This is a genomic window from Neobacillus drentensis, from assembly GCF_036965425.1.
Lineage (GTDB): Bacteria > Bacillota > Bacilli > Bacillales > Cytobacillaceae > Neobacillus > Neobacillus drentensis_F.
In genome coordinates, this window is the sequence record NZ_JBALPP010000036.1 from 1 (window position 1) to 22,413 (window position 22,413).

24 protein-coding genes and 1 other annotated feature are annotated in these 22,413 nt (G+C 38.6%); of the genes, 17 read left to right on the forward strand and 7 right to left on the reverse strand.

The genetic code is table 11. The annotated features are described in order from the left end of the window. Nucleotides 1–168: 168 nt before the first annotated feature. Entirely contained in the window at nt 169–486 is a 318-nt protein-coding gene (locus V7161_RS09945) for a putative quinol monooxygenase (protein ID WP_335444685.1), read from the reverse strand. Nucleotides 487–644: 158 nt separating this feature from the next. Between V7161_RS09945 and V7161_RS09950 the strand changes: the two genes are divergently transcribed. Then, nucleotides 645–1,109 carry a GNAT family N-acetyltransferase gene (locus V7161_RS09950; protein WP_335444688.1) on the forward strand — a complete coding sequence of 155 codons (465 nt, stop codon included), beginning with the start codon at nt 645–647 and terminating at the stop codon, nt 1,107–1,109. Beyond that, a complete protein-coding gene (locus tag V7161_RS09955) occupies nt 1,106–1,570 on the forward strand; it encodes a hypothetical protein (RefSeq protein WP_335444690.1) in 465 nt (154 codons plus the stop codon). The genes V7161_RS09950 and V7161_RS09955 overlap by 4 nt, the downstream gene beginning before the upstream one ends. Nucleotides 1,571–1,618: 48 nt before the next feature. Here V7161_RS09955 and V7161_RS09960 read toward each other — a convergent pair whose 3' ends face one another. Further along, entirely contained in the window at nt 1,619–2,158 is a 540-nt protein-coding gene (locus tag V7161_RS09960; protein WP_335444693.1) for a hypothetical protein, read from the reverse strand. Nucleotides 2,159–2,820: 662 nt separating this feature from the next. Between V7161_RS09960 and V7161_RS09965 the strand changes: the two genes are divergently transcribed. From V7161_RS09965 to selB, 3 genes are all read left to right on the forward strand, one after another. Then, entirely contained in the window at nt 2,821–3,339 is a 519-nt protein-coding gene (locus V7161_RS09965; protein ID WP_335444696.1) for a hypothetical protein, read from the forward strand. After that, on the forward strand, nt 3,314–4,120 hold the full coding sequence (coaW, locus tag V7161_RS09970) for a type II pantothenate kinase (RefSeq protein ID WP_420491604.1): 807 nt from the start codon (nt 3,314–3,316) through the stop codon (nt 4,118–4,120). The genes V7161_RS09965 and coaW overlap by 26 nt, the downstream gene beginning before the upstream one ends. 71 nt (nt 4,121–4,191) lie before the next feature. Beyond that, a complete protein-coding gene (gene selB / locus V7161_RS09975) occupies nt 4,192–6,075 on the forward strand; it encodes a selenocysteine-specific translation elongation factor (RefSeq protein WP_335444701.1) in 1,884 nt (627 codons plus the stop codon). A gap of 49 nt (nt 6,076–6,124) precedes the next feature. Here selB and V7161_RS09980 read toward each other — a convergent pair whose 3' ends face one another. Beyond that, nucleotides 6,125–7,609 carry a TerD family protein gene (locus tag V7161_RS09980; RefSeq protein WP_335444704.1) on the reverse strand — a complete coding sequence of 495 codons (1,485 nt, stop codon included), beginning with the start codon at nt 7,607–7,609 and terminating at the stop codon, nt 6,125–6,127. 142 nt (nt 7,610–7,751) lie between these two features. Between V7161_RS09980 and V7161_RS09985 the strand changes: the two genes are divergently transcribed. The 7 genes from V7161_RS09985 to V7161_RS10015 all read left to right on the forward strand — a co-directional run bounded on the left by V7161_RS09985 (nt 7,752) and on the right by V7161_RS10015 (nt 13,937). Further along, complete coding sequence (locus V7161_RS09985; protein WP_335444707.1) at nt 7,752–8,291, forward strand: GNAT family N-acetyltransferase; 540 nt, start codon at nt 7,752–7,754, stop codon at nt 8,289–8,291. Between the two features lie 142 nt (nt 8,292–8,433). Beyond that, a complete protein-coding gene (locus V7161_RS09990; protein WP_335444710.1) occupies nt 8,434–9,411 on the forward strand; it encodes an efflux RND transporter periplasmic adaptor subunit in 978 nt (325 codons plus the stop codon). Nucleotides 9,412–9,443: 32 nt separating this feature from the next. Further along, entirely contained in the window at nt 9,444–10,121 is a 678-nt protein-coding gene (locus V7161_RS09995; protein WP_420491606.1) for an ABC transporter ATP-binding protein, read from the forward strand. Next, on the forward strand, nt 10,090–11,265 hold the full coding sequence (locus V7161_RS10000; RefSeq protein ID WP_335444714.1) for an ABC transporter permease: 1,176 nt from the start codon (nt 10,090–10,092) through the stop codon (nt 11,263–11,265). The genes V7161_RS09995 and V7161_RS10000 overlap by 32 nt, the downstream gene beginning before the upstream one ends. 96 nt (nt 11,266–11,361) lie before the next feature. After that, nucleotides 11,362–12,033 carry a response regulator transcription factor gene (locus V7161_RS10005; RefSeq protein WP_335444716.1) on the forward strand — a complete coding sequence of 224 codons (672 nt, stop codon included), beginning with the start codon at nt 11,362–11,364 and terminating at the stop codon, nt 12,031–12,033. Nucleotides 12,034–12,042: 9 nt separating this feature from the next. Then, complete coding sequence (locus V7161_RS10010; RefSeq protein WP_335444719.1) at nt 12,043–13,305, forward strand: sensor histidine kinase; 1,263 nt, start codon at nt 12,043–12,045, stop codon at nt 13,303–13,305. 110 nt (nt 13,306–13,415) lie between these two features. Next, nucleotides 13,416–13,937 (forward strand): PepSY-associated TM helix domain-containing protein, encoded by a 522-nt coding sequence (locus tag V7161_RS10015; RefSeq protein WP_335444744.1) that lies wholly within the window; start codon nt 13,416–13,418, stop codon nt 13,935–13,937. 54 nt (nt 13,938–13,991) lie between these two features. Here V7161_RS10015 and V7161_RS10020 read toward each other — a convergent pair whose 3' ends face one another. Further along, the gene (locus V7161_RS10020; RefSeq protein WP_335444722.1) at nt 13,992–14,882 is read right to left on the reverse strand and encodes a cupredoxin domain-containing protein; all 891 of its coding nucleotides are present in this window, start codon (nt 14,880–14,882) and stop codon (nt 13,992–13,994) included. A gap of 109 nt (nt 14,883–14,991) precedes the next feature. Continuing rightward, nucleotides 14,992–15,132, reverse strand: a complete 141-nt coding sequence (locus V7161_RS10025; RefSeq protein WP_335444725.1) for a hypothetical protein — start codon at nt 15,130–15,132, stop codon at nt 14,992–14,994. A 145-nt stretch (nt 15,133–15,277) separates the two neighbouring features. Then, nucleotides 15,278–15,492 (forward strand) — a binding site (T-box leader). 48 nt (nt 15,493–15,540) lie between these two features. Between V7161_RS10025 and proS the strand changes: the two genes are divergently transcribed. Both proS and V7161_RS10035 read left to right on the forward strand, forming a co-directional pair. Further along, entirely contained in the window at nt 15,541–16,971 is a 1,431-nt protein-coding gene (gene proS, locus V7161_RS10030; protein WP_420491605.1) for a proline--tRNA ligase, read from the forward strand. Nucleotides 16,972–17,225: 254 nt separating this feature from the next. Further along, nucleotides 17,226–17,786, forward strand: a complete 561-nt coding sequence (locus V7161_RS10035; RefSeq protein WP_335444730.1) for a GNAT family N-acetyltransferase — start codon at nt 17,226–17,228, stop codon at nt 17,784–17,786. 25 nt (nt 17,787–17,811) lie between these two features. Here the strand turns inward: V7161_RS10035 and V7161_RS10040 are convergent, their stop codons facing one another. Further along, a complete protein-coding gene (locus V7161_RS10040) occupies nt 17,812–18,405 on the reverse strand; it encodes a YdcF family protein (RefSeq protein WP_335444732.1) in 594 nt (197 codons plus the stop codon). Nucleotides 18,406–18,574: 169 nt separating this feature from the next. Here V7161_RS10040 and V7161_RS10045 point away from each other — a divergent pair, with 169 nt between their 5' ends. Then, on the forward strand, nt 18,575–19,240 hold the full coding sequence (locus V7161_RS10045; protein WP_335444734.1) for a vWA domain-containing protein: 666 nt from the start codon (nt 18,575–18,577) through the stop codon (nt 19,238–19,240). 82 nt (nt 19,241–19,322) lie between these two features. On the opposite strand, the gene V7161_RS10050 is transcribed toward V7161_RS10045, so the two are convergent. Then, nucleotides 19,323–20,171, reverse strand: a complete 849-nt coding sequence (locus V7161_RS10050; RefSeq protein ID WP_335444736.1) for a DegV family protein — start codon at nt 20,169–20,171, stop codon at nt 19,323–19,325. A gap of 227 nt (nt 20,172–20,398) precedes the next feature. Here V7161_RS10050 and hmpA point away from each other — a divergent pair, with 227 nt between their 5' ends. Then, a complete protein-coding gene (gene hmpA / locus V7161_RS10055) occupies nt 20,399–21,613 on the forward strand; it encodes an NO-inducible flavohemoprotein (protein WP_335444738.1) in 1,215 nt (404 codons plus the stop codon). Between the two features lie 96 nt (nt 21,614–21,709). Further along, on the forward strand, nt 21,710–22,375 hold the full coding sequence (locus V7161_RS10060; RefSeq protein ID WP_335444741.1) for a DedA family protein: 666 nt from the start codon (nt 21,710–21,712) through the stop codon (nt 22,373–22,375). Nucleotides 22,376–22,413 lie beyond the last annotated feature (38 nt).

Consider the following 22,413-nt stretch of genomic DNA (forward strand, 5'->3'; position numbering starts at 1 on the left):
TTCATTGCCCAAGGGTAGTGTTTTTTCCACTTGGCGGTAAATGAAACGGACTTTCATTGCCCGAGGGTAGTGTTTTTTCCTCGTGACGGTAAATGAAACGCACTACCATTGCCCGAAGAAAGAGACTTTTCCGCAAGGCGATTAATAAAACGCACTTACATTTACCACCTAAAGGGCTTTAAAGTTAGGAAACGGGTACTGAGCTTCAGCAAGAGTTGAAAGACTAGTCAATTCAGCTAGTGCACCGATTTTATTCCAAACAGCCATAACATTTGGATTTTGGTGTGCTTTTTCAATCGCTTCTGTCGATTTCCACTCAGCTATTTCTATAATGGTACCATCTTCAGCTTGAAGCGTTAATAACTCATGGTCTGTGATTAACTCTTCTTGACGTAAAGTAGGGATATGTTCCTTCAAGACTTCCATCAATTCTTTCTCATTACCAGGTTTTGGCCGATATAGGGCCATAAAAACTACCGCAGACATGAAATTTCCTCCTTATATTCTGATTAATTAACTATACCCAATTTTAAAAAATAAATAAATCAACACTAAAAATGAATACATCCAAAAAGAAAGGTATTTTTGCAAGAAATGTAGAAAGATATAAACAGGAATTTTGTATTAGTGAGGGAGAAAGCACCATGATCAGAGAGATCAATTTTCAAAAAGATTGTTTACTAAAAGACCTCTTTAACCTTCAAAGAGCTTCCTATCATGTTGAGGCGGAGTTAATCAATTTTTTCGAAATACCGCCTTTAATGGAGTCCGAGGAGGATCTAAAGGAGAGTGGGGAAACCTTCTTTGGGTATTTCGAAGATGGCGAGTTGGAGGGGGCTATCTCTTACACTATTGAAGGGAAAGAGGTTACGATTTGCCGAATGGTTGTCCATCCAAACCATTTTCGAAAAGGCATTGCGCAAAAACTTTTGACTTATGTTGTTAAAAAACATTCTGACTTACCGATATTTAAAGTATCAACAGGGAAAGAAAACAGCCCTGCCAAGAATCTTTATCTTAAAAATGGGTTTCAGTTAACGGGGGATATTGAGGTTGTGCCTGGATTATTTATTAGCCATTTCGAAAAAAGAAAGGAAGAAATAAAATGACAGTCAAGGAAACATCTACTTTCACACACAAACAATTGGCCGTAAAATATTTTAATGCAACGTGGGATATCCTTGATCTTACAAAGAGAACGAAAGAAGAAGAGGAGAAAATGGTGCATCTTGCCCACTCCTCCTTTTGGCATTGGACTCAAGTGGAGGGCCATACCCCTAAAAATCTATCAATTGGATATTGGCAGCTTTCACGAGTGTACGCAACCGTTGGCAACGGGGAAAGAGCACAATACTATGCGGAGCGCTGCCTTGATGTTAGTTTAGCGAATAAGATAGAACCCTTTTATGTGGGGTATGCGTATGAAGCATTAGGTCGGTCGAATGTCCTTTTAGATCAGCGCGACTTAGCAATAGAACACACGAACCATGCACAAGAATATGCCGAACAAGTTCAAAACGAAAATGAAAAATCCATGCTATTAAACGATTTGAAAACGATAGGAATTTAATAAAACCATTAAGGAGCCCAGAAATTGTGGCTCCTTAATGGTTTAATATTACTTGCTGCTGTAGAACTCCTTGACCTTTTTGATTTCTGATTCCAACTCTACATCTAAATCTGCATAAAATAATACAGCAGCAAATTCTTCAGGAGTTAAATACGCAGACCCAGTTTCCATTTCTTTCAGACGAATACCATCAGTGGTTTTCTCCAGCTCGATAACTCCAAAACTATTTCCGGAATTTAACTTTGCTGTTTTGCTGCCGTTCTTATTAACAGTAACAACAATATTTCTATTTCCTAATTGAACAGAATCAACCGTTTTAGTCATTAACTGACGCACTTTTTCAATAGAATTCAAAACATCATCTGCTAAATCAGAATGGTGCAGCAGGATTGCTAAATGTTCAGATGAAATATGAGCAGAACCAAGCTCCATCTCTTTCAAACGAATTTCACCTTTTGAGGTTTTCTCCATCTCTAACACTTTAAAAGATAATCCAGAACTTAGACTGGCAACAACACTGCCTTCTTTTGTTGATTTCACATCGATGGTGTGTTCACCCATATGTATTCTTTGATTTTTACTAGCCATGAATAATTCCCCTTTATTCAATTTTTTTTCAATCCAAAAGAATAATATCAGGTTTTAGATTATTTGTGTAAAAAATTTCTTCCAACTTAAAAATAATTTTTCAGGTTAGAAACAATAAAGTATTTTTTAAAAATAAGGTAATCATAGAATTAATGATGTCAGGAAAATGTTCAATTAAGGAGATTTCATGGTTATTACCTTTTATTTTGTTATAAGTTGGCTGATGATGGGGTTGTTCATTTTTAATCGTAAAAAAAGCTGGGGCACGAAAAAGGAATTGGCTTTTCTTGTATTACTAAGCTGCCTCATTAATTCGCAAACCTATTTAGGCCTATTTGAGACATTTAAATGGATGAAAACAACAACAGATCCCAAATTATATATTGCCTTTCTCCTTTTTAGAAGCGTGTTTATACCATTGTTTGTATCATTTTTCACACTTCGATTTTTTAACTGCCCAAACAATAAAAAGCTAATGTACCTATTCATATATTGTTTAATCATTCTGGGGGTCGATAAAGTAAGCCTCAGTTTTGAACTGTACAGGTTCAAGAACTGGAATCATTTTTTTACACTAGGGTATTATCTTCTATTTTTGTTATTTATGATTATAGCATTGAAGTGGTTTAAGCGGTTAGAAAGGAAGGAGGCGGATTTAGGAGATGCTGTTCACAGAAAAAGGCTTTGGTTTAAATGATTACATTGTGATTACTGCGGTATTTAGCTCATGGACCATCTATTACTTTCTTCCAAAGATTTTTTCCAAGCAATTTACTGTTCTTATCTTTTTATATAGCTTGACCATTTCTGGTATATTTGATAATTCCTTTGGTGCTACTCCGTTTGATTTATATGATATTATGGACGGACCTGCCTATACAGTTATGGATATACTGGTATATTTCCTATATCCGCCTGCCGGCTATATATTTTTATTCCTCTATAAAAAACTTCGAATAAGAGATCAGCACCTAGTGTTATTCATCCTTATCTCCACTGCCTTTTCGATCGGAATCGAATGGATCTATCATAAAATGGGCGTTTTTAAGTACAAAGATGGCTATAACATTACTTACTCCATCTGTATTTATTTGTTCGTCCAATCTATTTTTGTTATATTTTATCGATTTCTAAATAACCACGGGGGTGAAAGGATTGGCACTTCAAAAAGCAGGGATTGACGCAGGCGGGTCCCTCGTGAAAATCGTTTATCAGGAGGATAATAATAAGCATTATAAAAAGTATCCTATAAGTCAAATAAATGAAGCTATTTCATGGTTCAAAATAGCAGCTCCAAATGTAAGAGTCGCACTAACGGGAGGAAAGGCCCACCTAATTCAAAAAAAGTATTTACATAACGCCGTACTTATTCCTGAGTTTCAAGCCACCTGCGAGGGTGCAAGGATTTTAATGCTTGAGGAGAAGAAACGAAGCAATCAACACTTTTTAATTGTGAACATTGGAACGGGAACATCCTGGCATTTAGTCGCTGGAGAAAAGTATGAGCGCATCCTCGGCAGTGGAATTGGCGGAGGCACCTTTATCGGGCTTGGTTCCCTATTAACCAAAAAGGAAGAATTTCAGGATCTTATTAATCTTGCTAATAAAGGTGAGAAAGAGAATATTGATCTGCTGGTAAAAGATATTTATGAATCGGCCGAACCGCCAATTGATGGGCATTTAACGGCGGCTAACTTTGCAAAGGGATTAAAGGTGAAGCATTCAGATGCCGATCGAATGGCTGCTGTTACAAATATGATTGCTGAAACAATTGCCCTCTTTACGCTGCAAGCTGCCGCTATTCATCAGGTTAAAACAGTTGTCCTTATTGGAAGCACCTTAATTGGAAATGAATCATTAACATCAACACTAGAATACTATTTGAAAAGATTTGAGCTAAAAGCAGTTTTTTTAGATAAAGGGGAATATTGTGGCGCTGTTGGGGCTTATGATTTTGTCTAAAAAAGTTCGCTTGAACAATGTACCTTTTAAAGCTACAGTAAAGGGGAAGACCGATAAAGTAGGTGGCAAACTTGGAAAAACGATATTTTACGATTGGTATGGCAGGACATATCGATCATGGTAAAACGTCCCTGACAAAGGCGCTTACCAATGTCGATACTGACCGTTTAAAAGAAGAAAAAGAAAGGCAAATCTCCATTGAACTCGGATTTGCTCCATTATATGAAGATGAAGAAATTCAGATATCTGTTATTGACGTTCCTGGTCATGAACGGTTTATTAGGCAAATGATTGCTGGAGTGGCTGGGATAGACCTTGTCGTTCTGGTCGTAGCTGCAGATGAAGGAGTCATGCCGCAAACGCGGGAACATCTTGATATATTAAAATTTTTGGGTGTGAAGAATGGTTTAGTAGCGATTACGAAAATCGATCGGGTTGATGAGGAATTTATTGAACTGGTTAAGGATGATATTTTAGAAGAACTTACTGATACCGTTTTTGAGGATTCACCATTTGTGCTCGTTGACAGCCTTTCCCATAAGGGAATCAATGAAATTAAGGAATTGATTATTGAGACATTAAAGGAACAAGAAATGCGTGATGCAAAAGGAGATTTTCGCCTTCCGATTGATCAGGTGTTCACTGTAAAAGGGCAGGGAACCGTTGTCCGTGGAACGGTATATGAAGGGACAGTCGAGGAAGGGCAAGCATTACTCGTAATGCCAAAAGGGATCGAGGTTCGAAGCCGTCAAATACAAGTCCATCACAATCAAGCACCAAAAGCCTATGCAGGGCAGCGAGCTGCGATAAATCTCTCTGGTGTTTCTAAGGAAGACCTGGAGCGTGGGGATGTGCTGGTTTCTTCCGAACATTTTATCGTAACGAAGACTATTGATGTCGCCATTCGAATTGTTGATGAGCTCGTGCATTTGATTAAGCAGCGAATGCCAATTAAGCTCCATATTGGTACGACAGAGGTAATGGGAAGAATTGTTTTCTTTGACCGTAATGAAATTAAAGAAGAAAATGGAGAAATTCTTTGCCAGCTAAGACTTGAAGAAGAAATTCTCACAAAGCGGGGCGACCGTTTTATTTTACGGAGACCAAGCCCGCAGGAAACAATTGGCGGCGGATGGGTAATTGACCCCAGAGGCCAAAAATATCGTTTTGGGAATCAAACAATTGAAGAACTTGAAAAGAAAAAGGCTGGTTCTCCGAAAGAACGGATTACGGCTGCTTTATTTGAAGCAAAAAGTCTGCCGCTCTCTGAGCTGATAAAGCGGACAGCACTTGATGAAACAACCTTAAACAAACAATTGGGTGATGAAGACTTTGTTTTATATAATGGAAAGGAATACTCTCATCGCCTACTAATCAATTCTATTGAAGAAGATATTTTTGATAGATTGCAGGAGTTTCATCAAGCCCATTCGATGAAACAGGGATTAAACAAAGCAGAACTGCTACAATCAATGCAAAAAAGATTTCCTAAGACGCTGCTGGAGTATGTGATTGAAAATGGAATCACTGATAGCCTATTTAAGCGAAGGGAACAATTTGTTTCATTAGCTTCCTTTGTTCCTCATGTGACGAAAAACTGGGAAAAGAGGACTGAAAATATGCTGGTGGAAATGAAAAATGATGGATTAAAGGTCCGTTATGTAAAAGATTATTTTAAAGCAGCAGGTATTCCTGAAAATCTAGAATCTGATTTAAAGCGGTTTCTTGAGGAACAAGCCTTAATTGTTCCGTTGGATGAACAATTTGCTTATCAAGGGGATGTGTTTGCAGCTGCAGTGGAAAAGCTTCGAACGGGAACAGGCACTGAGTTTGATGTAGGGGAAGCGAAGGAAGTGCTTGACCTTTCCCGTAAATATATGATTCCATTTTTAGAACGATTGGATGCACAAGGGCTAACTAAGCGGGTAGAAAATAAACGGGTTTGGAAAGTATAAAAAGAAAGCCTCGATTCCATGTCTGGAACGAGGCTTTTGCTATATGCATTTAGGATATAAACTCAGCTGGATTTAACCCCAGCTCGCGGCAAATATCAGACACCATCTGCTGTTCATTTTGATCAAATTGTCCATCAGCATATCCAATGGCAATACAATAGCGGGCCACTAATCGGGCGATTTCAGGTTTCGTCCTTATTTTACCTAAGGCACGGAAGGCTTCAGCCCGACCCATCATCCGGTCATGTTCCATTTTAGAAATGAACATATTGAATTTCTGAATAACTTTGTTGGTATCAAAAACTCTTAATTCCTCACTTTGATGAACAAAATCGAGCATTTTTTGCCTTTCTGAAGCATCTAAGTATCCATCCGCCATGGCTGTCAATGCACAGGCGGCTACAACTGCCTCCAAAACATCCTGACTTTTATAACGATTAAATAATTCTTGTGCTTTTCTCTTTTGCGTATTGGCCCATTCCATATAATCCGTATTGGAAGGGGACCAGGTGCTTCCACAATTGTTACAAGTAAACTTTAATTGGTTTTTCCCAATAAAACCGCCGAGCAGGCCAACAGGGCCAAGAATCAGTCCGCCAACAGCTGCCTTGCCTAGACCAAAGCCCTTCTTTCCAGTCCTTACATTCGAAGAGTGACAGCGTGGACATATGATGTCATCTCCGCCATATGTATGTGATGAAGGAGCGGATGTGGAATAGCTCTGCGCTGGATATCCAAAAGCAGGCTGCCGATTTTGTGATTCGGGCTGCAAATGAATAGGCTGCTGATAGCTATGTTGGTTATTTTGACTTTGCCTATATGGATCATATTGAGTTTGGTTTTGCTGATGCTGATATGAATTATGATTACTTGTATTTTGCTGATATGAATTTTGGGTACTCGGACTCTGTTGATAATTTTGTTGTGGTGATGGCTGTATTGGCGCGGAAGGGGCTGGATCGTCAACAGTAATTCCAAAATTCCTGCATAATGCTGCTAAACCGCCTTGAAATCCGCTCGCAATCGCATTAAATTTCCATTCTCCATTATGGCGGTAAAGTTCTGCTGCGACAATGGCAGTTTCCACTGTGAAATCTCTTCCTAAGTTAAATCTTATTAACTCCTCATTCGTCAATTCATTAAAAATCCGCACGTAGGAATCGGATACCTGTCCGAAATTTTGCCGTTTCACCTGGGCATCATGAATCGTAATTGTGAATGCAATTCGGTGTATATGATCAGGAACTCTGTTTAAATCAATTCTGATTTGTTCATCATCCCTTACTCCGGATCCAATACGATTATCTCCACTATATAGGATGGAACCATTTCCACCAGAGGGATTGTTATAAAAAACAAAATCTTGATCGATGTTTACCTTTCCAGTGGCACCTAATAAAAATGCCGAAGCATCCAAATCAAAATTAGAACCCAGGTTATTAATATTCCATCCCAGGCCGACAACAACGTTTTGAAGGCCGGGATGGGATTTAGTCAAATCCACCTTCTGGCCTTTACTAAGCGTAACACCCACACTTTTCACTCCTAATTTGTTAATTAATAATATGTACGGTTTAGATTTAGAAAAGTTTCATTTAAAATAAGTTTTTGTCATATCGTAATGGAATATTATGCTAAAATGAATAAAAAAATGCAATAGGGTAGGGATAAAGAAAATGATCGACACGGAACGATTGCTACTGAGGCCGTTACTATTGAGTGATGCAGAACGGGTGGAAGAACTTGCTGGAGATTATGAAATAGCAAAAACTACATTGACCATTCCGCATCCCTATCCAAAAGGAGCCGCGAAGCAGTTTATTTTAAAGATGGATGATGCTGAGAAAGAGGGAAAGCTTGTTATTTTCGCCATCACAAAAAAAGAGGATGGTATGTTAATAGGCATTATTAACCTTTCGATCAATATCCACCATGAAAGAGGGGAACTGGCCTATTGGATTGGAAAGGAATATTGGCGAAGGGGATTTGGAACCGAGGCGGCAAAGGCAGTTATAAAACTTGGCTTTGAAGAACTCCATCTAAATCGAATTTTTGCAGCAGCATTTACGAATAATCAAGGCTCCTGGAGAATTATGGAGAAAATTGGAATGAAGCATGAAGGCACCTTAAAGCAGCATGTCATTAAATGGGGAGAATACGAAGACCTTGCCTATTATGGAATAGTAAATTCGGAATATTTTAATCCATTAAAATAGAAAAGAAGCACGCTGACTCATGGTCCAGCGTGCTTCAATTATTTTCATTAAGGAAAAGTTAAGAATTGAATTGAATAATAGGCTTATTCCAAAATATTTCATCTCCAGGCAGGCGGCCTGGATTAAAAAGGAGCAGGCAAAAATGAAAAAATGGATCTATATTGCTTTGGGTGTTTTAGTAGTAGGATTTGTTAGCTACCAATGGTATTCATCAAAAAATAGTACACAAACGGCTTCAGCCAGTGTAAGGACTGCTGTTGTCCAACAAGGCAAATTAGAAGTGAAGATCAGTGGTTCTGGAACAGTACAGCCAGTTACGAGTGAAGATATAAAATCAACAATTGATAACAACGAAATCGACGAAGTGTTAGCCGCTGCAGGTGACGAGGTAAAGAAAGGGGACGAGCTTATTACATTTACAGACGGAAGTGACCCTGTTACAGCACCTGCTGATGGTGTTGTCACCACCATGTCGGTTACTGCAGGAGAACGTGTAACAAGCGGACAAGTTGTTGCCCATTTAACAAATTACAAAGACTTACAAACCGTCGTTCAAATTGATGAACTTGATATTCCAAAAATTAAAAGAGGCCAAACGGTTAGTTTAAAAGTAAATGCCTTTGTAGACCAAGCGTATACGGGAAAAGTTACAGCCATTGCCGAGGAAGGGACCTCAACAAATGGTGTTTCTACCTTTGATGTAACAATCCATATCGATAAACCCGACAACCTCAAAGTTGGGATGAGTACAGAAGCCAGTATTTTAACCGCAAGTAAAGATAATGCCCTTTATGTACCACTTGATGCCATTTACACGTCCAATAATCAAAAATATGTCATTATCGCATCATCAGATACAACTAATCAAAATTCAGGGTCCGAGCAAAAAACTGTTAAAACGGGGTTAGCGAATGAAGATTATGTGGAGATTACCGATGGAGTAACGGCAGGAGAAACCGTTCAGTTACCGCAATTAGCCACTGGAAGTACTACGAATAATGGCCAAAGAATGATGCAGGGCAGCGGCTTTGGAGGAGGATTCGGCGGTTTCGGTAACACTGGCGGCTTTAACCGCAGCGGAACCGGACAAAGGCAATTTACCGGAAGGAGCGGAAACTAGTGGTGAGACCGATTATTCAAATTAGTAACTTAATGAAAACCTATAAACTCGGTGGTGAAACGGTTCATGCCTTAAATAATGTTTCTCTTGAGATCGATAAAGGAGAATTTTTAGCTATTATCGGTCCTTCAGGTTCAGGTAAATCAACCTTAATGAACATGATTGGCTGCCTGGACCGACCGAATACCGGTAAATATCTCCTTGATGGTAAGGATATTGGAAAAATGAATGATAATCAGTTAGCAACGATTCGAAATCAAAAAATCGGATTTATTTTTCAAAACTTTAACCTATTAACAAAATTAACCGCACTTGAAAATGTGGAACTGCCTATGTTATATAGAGGTGTTCCAGCAAAAGAGCGGCGGGAGAGAGCGTTAGCGGGCCTTAGTAAGGTTGGATTGAAAGAGCGAGCAGGACATTTACCGACACAGCTTTCAGGTGGCCAGCAGCAGCGGGTAGCGATTGCTAGAGCCCTAGTTGGCAATCCTGCTATCCTTCTCGCTGATGAACCGACAGGTGCGCTGGACAGCAAAACTAGCAAAGAGATATTGCAGGTAATGAAAGAATTAAACGAGTTAGGCCATACGATCATTTTAATTACTCACGATTTAGCGATTGCTAAACAAGCAAGGCGAATGGTCAGCATTCAGGACGGACAGCTTCAGGAGAATGGGGGTGAACTCATTGGGAATATTGCAATCTATTAAAATGGCCCTGCGCAGCATCAAGAGTAATAAGCTTAGGTCGGCATTAACCATGCTCGGTATGATTATTGGTGTTTCCTCCGTCATCGTGCTCGTATCGATCGCCCAAGGTTCGGCAAAGAACGTAACCAGCCAAATCAATCAGTTAGGAACAAATCTTTTGACGATTAATACCTTTGGGACGGATTTAACCTTAACGGAAGATAAAATAAATGAGCTAAGTAAACTGAATGGAGTCAAAGCATTATCCCCGGTGGTTTCCGGCCGTGTAAACGTGAAAAAGGATCGAACCACCTCACAAGTTACATTAACAGGGACCAATGCTGATTATTCCAAAGTTCGGGATACTAAGGTAAGTAATGGCCGTTTTATTAATGACCTTGATATAGAATATAGACAGAAAATTGCCGTTATTGGCTCGGAAACGGCCTCCACCTTTTTTGGTGCGGAAAATCCAGTCGGTCAATATATTCAAATTGAAGGGACATCCTTTAAAGTTGTAGGGGTTCTCGTATCTAAAGGAAGCTCCCTTGGTCAAAGCGGTGATAACGTCGTGATTGTCCCGCTAAGCACCGGGCAGCGGTTAGTGAAAAGCACATCAATTAATCAAGTTTATTTACAAGGAAAAAGCGAGGATCAAATGGATTTTGTCATGAATGAAGTAGAAATGGCAATGGCATCAATGTATCCAGGCAAAAGTGATTCCTATAGTGTGACAAACCAGCAGGATATCATGGATACGATGAGCTCAGTATCCAGTACAATGACGATGATGTTAGGCGGAATTGCCAGCATTTCCTTATTAGTTGGCGGGATTGGCATAATGAATATCATGCTAGTTTCTGTATCTGAACGAACAAAGGAAATCGGGATTCGGAAAGCCATTGGTGCAAAAAGGCGTGATGTACTTCTCCAATTCCTTATCGAAGCAGTCGTATTAAGCGGTGTTGGCGGTCTAATCGGCATACTAGCCGGAGTCGGAATTGGGAAAATACTTTCCTCCATTCTAAGTTTAACCGTTTCCTTTACATCAAACGTAATGCTTTTATCCTTCTTATTCTCATTGGGAGTCGGTGTGGTATTCGGGGTGTTTCCTGCTAATAAAGCATCTAAATTAAACCCGATTCAAGCCCTTCGTTATGAATAATTAAGTTTTAGGGCGGACCCGACTATGTAGTGTCCGCTTCGTTTGCTATATAATGTATGTATTAAATAAGCCTTTATTAAAATTGGAGAGATTAATATGCGGTTATTAGTTGTAGAAGACAATCTTCCATTATTAGAATCCATCGTCGAGCTTTTATCTGATGAATTTGAAGTTGATCAAGCATCCAATGGGGAGGATGCATTGTTTTTAGCGATGCAGAATATTCATGATGCTATTGTCTTGGATGTAATGATTCCGGAAATTGACGGATTTGAAGTGCTTCAAACCATCCGGCGGGACGGCATCAAAATACCTGTCCTATTTTTGACAGCTAGGGATTCCTTAGAGGATCGCGTAAAAGGTTTGGACTTCGGCGGTGACGATTATTTAGTGAAACCGTTCCAGGCTGCTGAGCTAAAGGCAAGAATTCGGGCATTATTAAGAAGAAGCGGCAGTTTAACGACCAATCAAACGATTCAGTACCGGGGAATTGAGCTTCTCGGTAAGGAGAGAGATATTCAAGTCGATGGTGATTCTATTAAGCTTACTACTAAGCAGTATGAGCTATTGGAATATTTGATTCAAAACAAAGGCGCGATTTTAACAAAAGAACAAATTTATGACAGAGTTTGGGGCTTTGATTCTGATACGACGATAGCAATTGTAGAAGTGTTTATGCACCATCTCCGTAAAAAACTAGAACCATATGGGTATCATGCAGATATCAAAACGATTCGTGGCGTTGGTTATATGCTTAGCGAGGAATAGGAGTATATCATGTTTCGTCAAACACACATTAGACTTACTCTGTTAAACTCCTTAGTCTTTATCATTTTGATTAGCATCCTTGGCAGCATCATTTATTTTTATACAGAAAATCGGCTTTATAAGGATGTAAATCAGTCGTTATTGGAATCCGTGAACCATATTGAAGAGCAGCGGCAGCCCGGGCTAAGTGCTAAGCATGATGAAGAAGATCCTGGTCCCAGGTTCATTCGGAGAGATCCGCGAATCATGACCTTGATTTGGGATGAGAATAACAATCTTTTAGCAGAACAAAACCGAGAATCTGAGATTTTTCAAGGTAACGAAAAAATTATTCGCCCGAAAAAGTTAAAAACGTTGCAGGATGTCGATGTAGAAAACTTTTCGTTTCGATATGTGGCTTTTAAAGTGGATAATCCTGTATTGGGGAAATTTACTGTTCAATTCATTCGTAATGTGAATTCAGAAAAGGAATTGTTGGACAGGCTTTTGTTAATTATGCTGATAGGCTGCGGGCTTGGTATAATCTGTGCGATAGCGGCGGGGTATTTCTTGGCTGGCAAGGCGCTAGTCCCGATTAAAAATGCCTGGCAGAAGCAGCAGGAGTTTGTTTCTGATGCTTCACATGAGTTAAGGACTCCGCTTGCGGTTATCCAGGCAAAGACAGATTTATTGTTCCGAAGTCCTTCCGCCACTGTACAGGATAAAATACTCGATGTGTCTGCGATTTCTACCGAATCAAGACGCATGTCCAAGCTGGTATCTAACCTTTTAACGCTGGCACGGTCAGACTCCGATCAAATCGAAATGAAGAAAAATTCGTTTCAGCTGGATGACCTTTTAAAGGAAATCCTTCAACACTACGAAGAAATCGCGATGTACCAAGAAAAGTCGCTGCGGTTAGAAGCCGATGAACCAGTTAGATTTTATGCGGATAAAGAAAGGATTCATCAGCTGATTGTTATTTTGTTAGATAATGCGATGAAATACACAAACGAAGGCGGGGATATCCTGCTTTCCTGCAGGCAAACTCATTCTTCGATTATCCTTGAGGTAAAGGATAATGGAATCGGCATTCCAGAACAAGATATACCTAAAATCTTTGACCGTTTTTATCAAAGTGATAAAGCCCGGACAGCTGCTGAAGGAACCGGTCTTGGTTTATCGATCGCCAAATGGATTATTGAGAAACATCATGGTAAAACAAAAGTTCACAGTACCCTTGGTAAGGGCACGTCAATTGAAATCATTTTTCCAAGAACCCAAAAAAATTAAATTTGAGTTCTTTTTTTAAGAAAATCTTAAGGAAACCCCTTCATAATATGCTTATCAATTTGTCCAAAAACAACATGGAATTTGAAGGGAGAACAATTTAAATGAAAAAAATGAGAAGAGCACATTTGTGGATCGGCTTAATTGCTTCTGTTCTAATCTTAATGGAGTCCATCACAGGACTGCTGATGAACGAACCTTGGCTCATTGGACAAGCCCAAGTTGAAGGCAGCCGAGGTAATTTCCAACCAGAACAATTCAACCAAAGACAATTTAATCGAGGCCATTTTAATCAAGACCAAGGAGGCCAGGGTACGAGTCAAAATTCAGGACAAGCGAACAGTCAAACGCCAGGTCAAACGACTGGTCAATTCCAAGGACCACCAGGGTTTAGGAATAACGGTAACTTCGCTTTCAGAACACGAGGTGAAGGTATGGGTCAGGGCTCTATCGTAAGCACGATTAGAGGTCTGCATGAAGGGAGAATTGGCAATACAAACATCAAATGGTTGATCGACCTTACAGCAATTGCCATGATTTTTTTAACGGGATCAGGTATCTATTTATCAATTAAAGTTCTCAGCGCCGATCGAAAAAGAAGAAAACGCCAAGAAGAAGATTTTGAGGTAATGTAGATTAATATGGAAAAAAGCACACGGATGGATTTGGTTCGTGTGCTTTGCTCATTTCTATTCAACAATGATGGTGCCTTTAAACATTTGCATTCCGCAGATAAAGGTATATTCCCCTGATTTGTCCGGTGTAAAGGTAAGGTTGGTTGTACCGGTCTTAAGGTTAACGTTATTAATATTAAAATCTGGAATCATAAAAGTGGATAAACAGCTGTTCTCAAGCGGATTTTTGATTTCCAGTTCAACAGGCACTCCTTTTTTAACCCTGATTACGTTAGGGCTATATCCCTTTTCGGTTACAAGCATTTTTATTTTTGGAGTTTGTTCCTTTGTCACATCTACTTCTGTATTTGCAGTCTCCTGACTGGTTTGTGTTTGAGTGGTTTGAGCTTGAGCGGTTTCTGTTTGGCCTGGTATTTTGACCATATCGCTCGAATACATAAATAAAAATAAGGAAACAAGCACAATTCCTGCACCAATAATCGCATATGGTGATAGCTCTTCGGTATTTATCGAATATTTACTATTTGTCGCTACAAAAATATAAACAATGACAAAACCGATGATAAGAATATAAAAACCAATTAAAATACCTAATAAAATCGAAGGGTTTATGAATTGAAGAAATACTCCGAGTATTGCTCCATTTATACCACCCATCAAACCTGCAATCGAGCCCATTAAGATTGCCAATAATCCAATCGGATGTCCGGCTAAGAACCCAATAACGAATCCAATAATCATACTGACTCCCACGACAAGGAAGGTCTCTCCGGATAAAATGCCGATGATACTCCCTGAAAGCAGGCCGGTGATAACCGCAATGACCATACTAATCATGACACCTTGTGTGCCTGCCAGTTTGGTTTTATTACGGTAAACAAGAAAAATAGAATACCCTGAGCAAATCGTAACAATAGCTGCTGAAATAATCGAAAAAATGTCCATATTAGTCTCCTCTTATGTCGTTAAGGTTTATTGAGATTAAACAACATAAGAATATTATAAATACAAAAATCTGACCTGGAGTTAGAGGCAATTGAACGTTTTATGAATATTAAGGCTGCGAGTGATTTTCTTTATCTAGCGTATTTTTATAAATGCGTTTTAGGGCTTCATTTTGCATTCTAATAATTTCAAGCAATAATTCTTTTTCTACTTCCTCCTGCTCGAGTTCATCCTTGTTTTCTTTTTTCATGCAAATCACCCCATAATTTCCTAATTATTTGCATTTTAACCGATTTATCTATATGTTGAAAGCGGTATTTTGGTTTTAATGAAAAATATCCCAAAATAAGATTTGACTTTTTGTATTGGGACATATATAATTTTCAAAAAATACTATTGAAACATTGACGAGGATTAGTAATTTGAAACGGTCTTACAAAGAGAGGAAACCATTGGTGCGAGGTTTCTTAAGATCCTCATTTGAACCTGCCTCTGAGTTCTGTATCGGATATTTTGAAGATACATGCGGATAAAATCCGTTATCATGAAAAGAGTTTAAAGCAATAGCTTTATAAATTTAGGGTGGTACCGCCAGGCCTTGGTCCCTTTTTAGGATCAAGGCCTTTTTATATTTAATTTTAATAATGAGGTGTCAAAAATGGCAAAGGAATTTGTAAAAGACGTAACCAGCATGGACGAGGATTTCGCCCAGTGGTATACAGATGTTGTCACAAAAGCAGATTTAATTGATTATTCAAGCGTCCGCGGTTCAATGATTATCCGCCCATATGGTTATGCTTTATGGGATAATATTAAAAATGAACTTGACCGTCGCATTAAAGAAACAGGGCATGAAAATGTATATATGCCATTATTCATCCCAGAGAGCCTGCTTCAAAAAGAAAAGGATCATGTTGAAGGTTTTGCCCCTGAAGTAGCATGGGTAACACATGGCGGTTCTGAAGAATTGGCTGAGAGATTAGTTGTCCGTCCAACTTCAGAGGTTTTATTCTGCGAGCACTACAAAAATATCATTCATTCCTATAGAGATTTACCAAAGCTATATAACCAATGGGCTAACGTAGTCCGCTGGGAAAAAACAACACGTCCATTCTTACGGACATTAGAGTTCTTATGGCAGGAAGGTCACACGGCCCATGCGACTGATGAGGACGCGATGGAAGAAACGATTAAAATGCTGAATGTGTATGCAGCAATTTGTGAAGAAATTCTTGCGATTCCGGTTGTAAAAGGACAAAAGACCGAAAAAGAAAAATTTGCCGGTGCCAAAGCGACATTTACAATTGAAAGCTTGATGCATGACGGAAAAGCATTACAGTCTGGAACTTCCCATCACTTTGGAACAGGGTTTGCTGAAGCATTCGGCATTCAATATACGGACAAAGAAGGTAAGCTTCAATATGTTCACCAAACATCATGGGGCTTTACAACAAGAATTATCGGGGCACTAATTATGGTTCACGGCGACGACCGCGGCCTTGTGATTCCGCCAAAAGCAGCACCAACTCAAGTTATGATTGTGCCAATTGCGCAGCATAAAGAAGGCGTGCTTGACTTTGCCTATGATTTGAAAAAATCTCTTGGCACTGTTGCTCGTGTTGATATTGATGCCAGCGACAAAAAGCCAGGCTGGAAATTCAATGAGTACGAAATGAAGGGAATTCCAGTTCGTCTTGAAGTCGGACCAAAGGACATTGAGAACAAGCAAGTTGTCTTAGTAAGACGGGATACATTAGAAAAGGTAATTGTTCCATTGGATCAATTAGAAACAAAGTTAGTTGAATTATTGGATGACATTCAAAGCAATTTATATAACAAAGCCTTGAATCACCGTGAAGAAAGAACCACTGTTGCCTTGACTCTTCCTGAATTAAAAGAATCACTGGAAGCAAAACCAGGCTTTATTAAAGCAATGTGGTGCGGCGAGTTAGCCTGCGAGGAAAAAATTAAAGAGGACACGACGGCGACATCTCGTTGTATCCCATTCGAGCAGGAAAAACTGTCTGAAAACTGTGTTTGCTGTGGAAAAGAAGCAGATAAGATGGTTTATTGGGCAAAAGCATACTAAAAATTACTCTTTTTTCGGGCCTTTCCATTGTGGAAGGGCCTTTTTGTATAGTTATGCTTCTTAAAAGAGGTTCAAGTCGAGACATTTTATTTTTATCGGCGAATTTTAGGAGTTTATCGGCGAATCTACGATTATATCGGCGAATTTTTCATTATATCGGCGAATCTAACAACTTTATCGGCGAATCGATTTTTTAAAAAGGAATTTCAGTTTATAAAGCGAATTTTAATATAGTCAGAAGGGGGACAAAAAAGATGAAACCTATACTAAAAGACTTTCTAGAAGAATTTTACACAGAGCGGCTGCTGATCCGCAAACCAATGTCTGGCGACGGACAAGCCGTTTACGAAGCTATGCAGGCTTCCATTGAGGAACTTATGCCATGGATGCCATGGGCCCATCGGGAACAGACTGAGCTAGTCGTTGAAGCAAACATGCGTGATGCACACGCCAAGTTTCTAACTCGCGAAGATTTAAGGCTGCACCTATATGATAAAGAGACTGGTAAATTTATTGGATCTTCTGGTTTACATAGAATTAACTGGGATGTGCCAAAATTTGAGATTGGTTACTGGATTGACTCGCGTTATAGTGGGAAAGGGTACATAACGGAGGCGGTAGAAGCAATTACCAATTTTGCTTTTACTGAATTGAAAGCAAGAAGAGTTGAGATTCGCTGCGATTCAAAAAATGTAAGAAGTAAAGCCATCCCTGAACGGCTCGGCTTCAATTTAGAAGGTATTTTAATAAATGATGCTTTTTCAGCAGATGGTAGTGAACTAAGAGACACTTGCATATTTGCAAAAACTAATTAAAAAGAGAGTACCAAAATTGGTACTCTTATATACTATCTAGAATATATCTCTTTAAATAAAACTTCGTAATCGCTAAATATTCACGAGTATAGGATTTCGGAACAGCTATCAAAGGAGTCTTCGCAGGTATGCCCTTCACTTCCAAATCATTGGCACGTGCTATTGAAATAGCTCGATATAAATGAAAATTATTTGTTACGATGATTCCAGTCTTAGCCTCCTTTGGAATCAGTATTTTTGAGAAACGAATATTTTCATATGTATCAGTTGATTGATCTTCGAGGATAATCCGATTCTCGCTTATTCCTTTTTTAATAAGCTCCCTCTTGATGGATTCTGCTTCAGATATATCTTCCCCAGGTCCTTTTCCACCAGAGGCGATAACGATTGTATTTACATTTTCCCTTAAATATTTCGCTGCTGATTCTATTCTGCTGGCAAAGGCTAGTGAAGGTACAGTTCCTTTCACCCTTGCTCCCAAGACAATCAAATAATCTGCATTCTTGGGTGCTTCAACATTACTATATTGACTAATCTTAACTTGTAAAAAGACGAAAAAGATCAGCCCTAGAGTCATACATAACCTCAGCAACTGAAATGCTTTTTTCTTATTCCTCATGATTTCAAATCCATTTCAGTAAATTTTTATATAACAATCTATCATATTATACAAAATAATAAATTAGTATTGTTGAAATTACTAACATATTTTTCAAATAGAGTATAATAATAGAAGAATCTTTTATCAATGATAGGACTTCAGCCGTACATATTAGGATGGAATTTAAATGTCAACAATTAGTTTACTTAAGAAAAAGGCGGGTATTGTTTTAGAAAAGAAGCAGCTGACAAATGTTGTGGCACGAGTTGGTTTAGTGTTAGATATTTCTGGTTCAATGAGAGGATTATACAAAAACGGTACTGTGCAGAAGGTGGTTGAGCGGATTTTGGCAGTTGCAAGCCAATTCGATGACGATGGCACACTGGATGTTTGGGTGTATGATAATGAATTTTCTCGGTTAAAATCAGTCACTGAGAGTGATTTTGTCAATTATGTTGAAGACAATATTTTAAATAACGATTTGATTCATAAATTTGTGAGAAATGATGAGCCTCCTGTTATGGAGGATGTTATTGAGAAATACACCATTGAATCCCCATTTAAAGAACCAGCATTTATTGTTTTTATTAATGATGGCGGCTGCAAAAGAACGATTAAGAAACCTGTGGTTGAATCTTCAAATAAACTCATCTTCTGGCAATTTGTTGGCGTAGGTGATTCCAATTTTGAAGTGCTCGAAAAATTAGACTCGATGGAAGGACGCTTTGTCGATAATGCGAACTTTTTCCATATTAAAGATATCGAAAGAACAACGGATGAAGAATTGTATAATCAGCTTTTAAATGAATTTCCTTCCTGGTTAGAAGAAGCAAAAACTAAAGGGATATTATAACTTTACGATAATTTTATGAGGACAGAGTTACTTTATAAACAGGGGTTCTGTCCTCATGAATGCAACTTAATAAAGAGTTTTTTTATTCACATACCCACGAAAGTCCAAGTGTCCCAACCCCCGTATGTACTCCCGCAACTGTTATTAGCATTAAATTTTCTGTTTCAATTCCTGGGAATGACTCGTTTACTAATTTTTCAAGCCCGATAGCCCTATTGAGGTCATTGGCATGGACGATGGCTACTTTTCGAACCTTTTTAGATTCCAGGTCTTCCTTTAATTTATTAATAAGCCACGCATGAGATTTTTTTTCGGTACGGACTTTATCTTTAATTTTTGCAGCTCCTTCTTCGATTGATAAGATCGGCCTGATATTAAAAAGGGACGCTAATAGTTTTTGGCTACCTGACACACGGCCGCTTTTGTGCAGCTGATCTAAATTGGAAGGCACTAAATATAATCGTGTGTCCTCACGATAATCATTTAAAGCAGCAACCACATCATGAATATCCAGCCCCTGCTCCACCAGTTCAATTCCGCGTTTGATTAAGAAAGATAATGGAAAAGACCCAGTTTGTGAATCAATCGGAAACAATTTAAAATCTTCCATGCCAGCTGCCATAACCGACGATTGATAGGTACCAGTTAACTGGCTCGAAGCGTGGATAGCAATTCCAAAGTCATAGTCTTCTTTTAATTGGCGATAAAGTTCTACAAAGTCATTAATGGAAGGCTGAGAGGACTGAAACTTCCCGTCCTCGGTTTTCATTCGGTTGTAAAATTCCTGTTCGGAAATATCAATTGTTTCCTTATAAAATTCATCATTAATTACAACATGTAAGGGAATCACATGTACATTGTGCTGTTGAATGAATTCTTTACTTAGAGAAGAAGTCGTATCGGTGATCCAAGCAATTTTTGCTTTCTTCATATTTTCCTATCCTGCCTTTATAAAATCCTTTTTCTAACTAGGTTCACAATACAAAAATAGCAAATTTATCACTAGTTACATTTGTCATATGAAAAAGTGAACAATTTGTGAAATGTTCCGCAAAAATTATTGAATCATAGCAAAGTGTGATTTAAATCACTTAATTGATGTGAATTTAGCAATATAATCACTTTGGAAATAGGGAAAACAAGTAAGGAGTGTTTAAAATGTTAAACCAAAAAACAATTGATATCATTAAATCAACCGTACCCGTTTTAGAACAACATGGAGAAAAGATTACAACGCGCTTTTATCAGCTAATGTTCGGGAATCATCCAGAACTTTTAAATGTCTTTAATCATGCAAACCAAAAACAGGGCAGGCAGCAAAAAGCTCTTGCCGGCACAGTATATGCCGCTGCCATGTATATCGATAACCTTGAAGCAATTATTCCAGTTGTAAAGCAAATTGCCCATAAGCATCGAAGCCTTGGGATTAAACCTGAACAATATCCAATCGTCGGAAAACATCTGCTGCTTGCAATTAAGGATGTTTTAGGCGATGCGGCGACAGATGAAATTATTGATGCTTGGGCTCAAGCCTATAATGTCATCGCAGATGCCTTTATTAATATTGAAGCAGAAATGTATGATGAAGCTGAAAGCCAAAAAGGCGGATGGGATGGCTTCCGAAATTTTGTCGTTGATAGGAAAGTAGTTGAAAGTGATGTCATTACATCCTTTTACCTTAAGCCTAAGGATCAAAAGGAAATCGCAGACTTTATTCCTGGTCAATATATTAGTATCAAGCTAGAGATCGAGGGAGAGGAATATACCCAAATTCGTCAATACAGTCTCTCTGATACACCTGGTAAAGATTATTACCGAATCAGTGTTAAGCGTGAATCAGGAGTACAATGTCCTGATGGTATGGTCTCCAATTACCTTCATGCTGAAGTGAATGAAGGGGATATTTTGAAGGTAAGTGCTCCAGCAGGAGATTTTGTCCTTAATACAGAAAAATCAACACCATTGGTTCTATTAAGTGGCGGCGTTGGGTTAACACCAATGATGAGCATGTTAAAAACGGTTGTGGAAGTGCAGCCGGAACGTAAAGTTACCTTTGTCCATGCCGCTGCCAATGGAAATGTTCATGCTCTTAGGGATGAAGTAGAGGAATTAGCTCAACTGGAAAATGTATCATCCTATTTCTTCTATGATTCACCAACAGAGGAAGACCGTAAGAACAATCGTTTCGATGTCGAAGGCTATGTGACAAGTGAATGGCTGCAAGAAAAAGTCTCCATTGAAAATGCCGATTTTTATTTCTGCGGACCAATACCTTTTATGAAAGCAATTTATCGCTTTTTGAAAGCATTAGGAGTGAATAGAGATAGAATTCACTATGAATTCTTTGGTCCAAAGGGCAATTTAGAAGATTAATAGAATAAAATGCCGGTTTCCAACCAGGAAGCCGGCATTTTTTTATTATTAATTAATGGGTATTCGATTACTAGATATGCGAAAGATGGATAAAATATGGTTATGACAAAAAATGGTCTTAATATTTATTCGGGAGAGGTGAAGATTATGGAGTTTTTACTTTCCTTTATGAACGAATATGGATACCTCGTCCTATTTCTCTCATTGGCACTTGGAATTATCGTACTTCCAATTCCAATGGAAGCCTTGATGGGTTATGCAGGTTTTCTTTCATTTCAAGGTCAGCTAAACTGGATTGGCTGTGTCATTGCAGCTACACTGGGCTGTGTAATTGGTATGATCGTCTCGTACTATATTGGGGCAAAACTTGGTATGCCCTTTTTTGAAAAATATGGTTCAAAGTTGCGTTTTCGCCCGGAAAAGATTCATTCCACCTCAGTATGGTTTAATAAATATGGAAACAAGCTTTTAATTATTGTTTTTTTCATCCCGGTTTTAAGACATATTACGGGCTATTTTTTAGGAATCACCCGGCTGCCTTTAAAGGTATTTTCCATCTATTCTTTTTTAGGATCTTTTCTATGGGTTGCCAGCTTTATTTTGTTAGGAAAAATGCTCGGTCCGAATTGGGAGCTCCTATTTCACGGGATCATTAAGAAATACATAATGGTAATTTGCATTATTCTCGGAATATTCCTTTTAGGTGTTTTGCTATTTAAAAAATATAAAAAAGGAATCTTAAAACAAGAACAAACTAGGTAAAAAGAAAGTAGGAATCCAAATGCGGATTCCTTTTATTT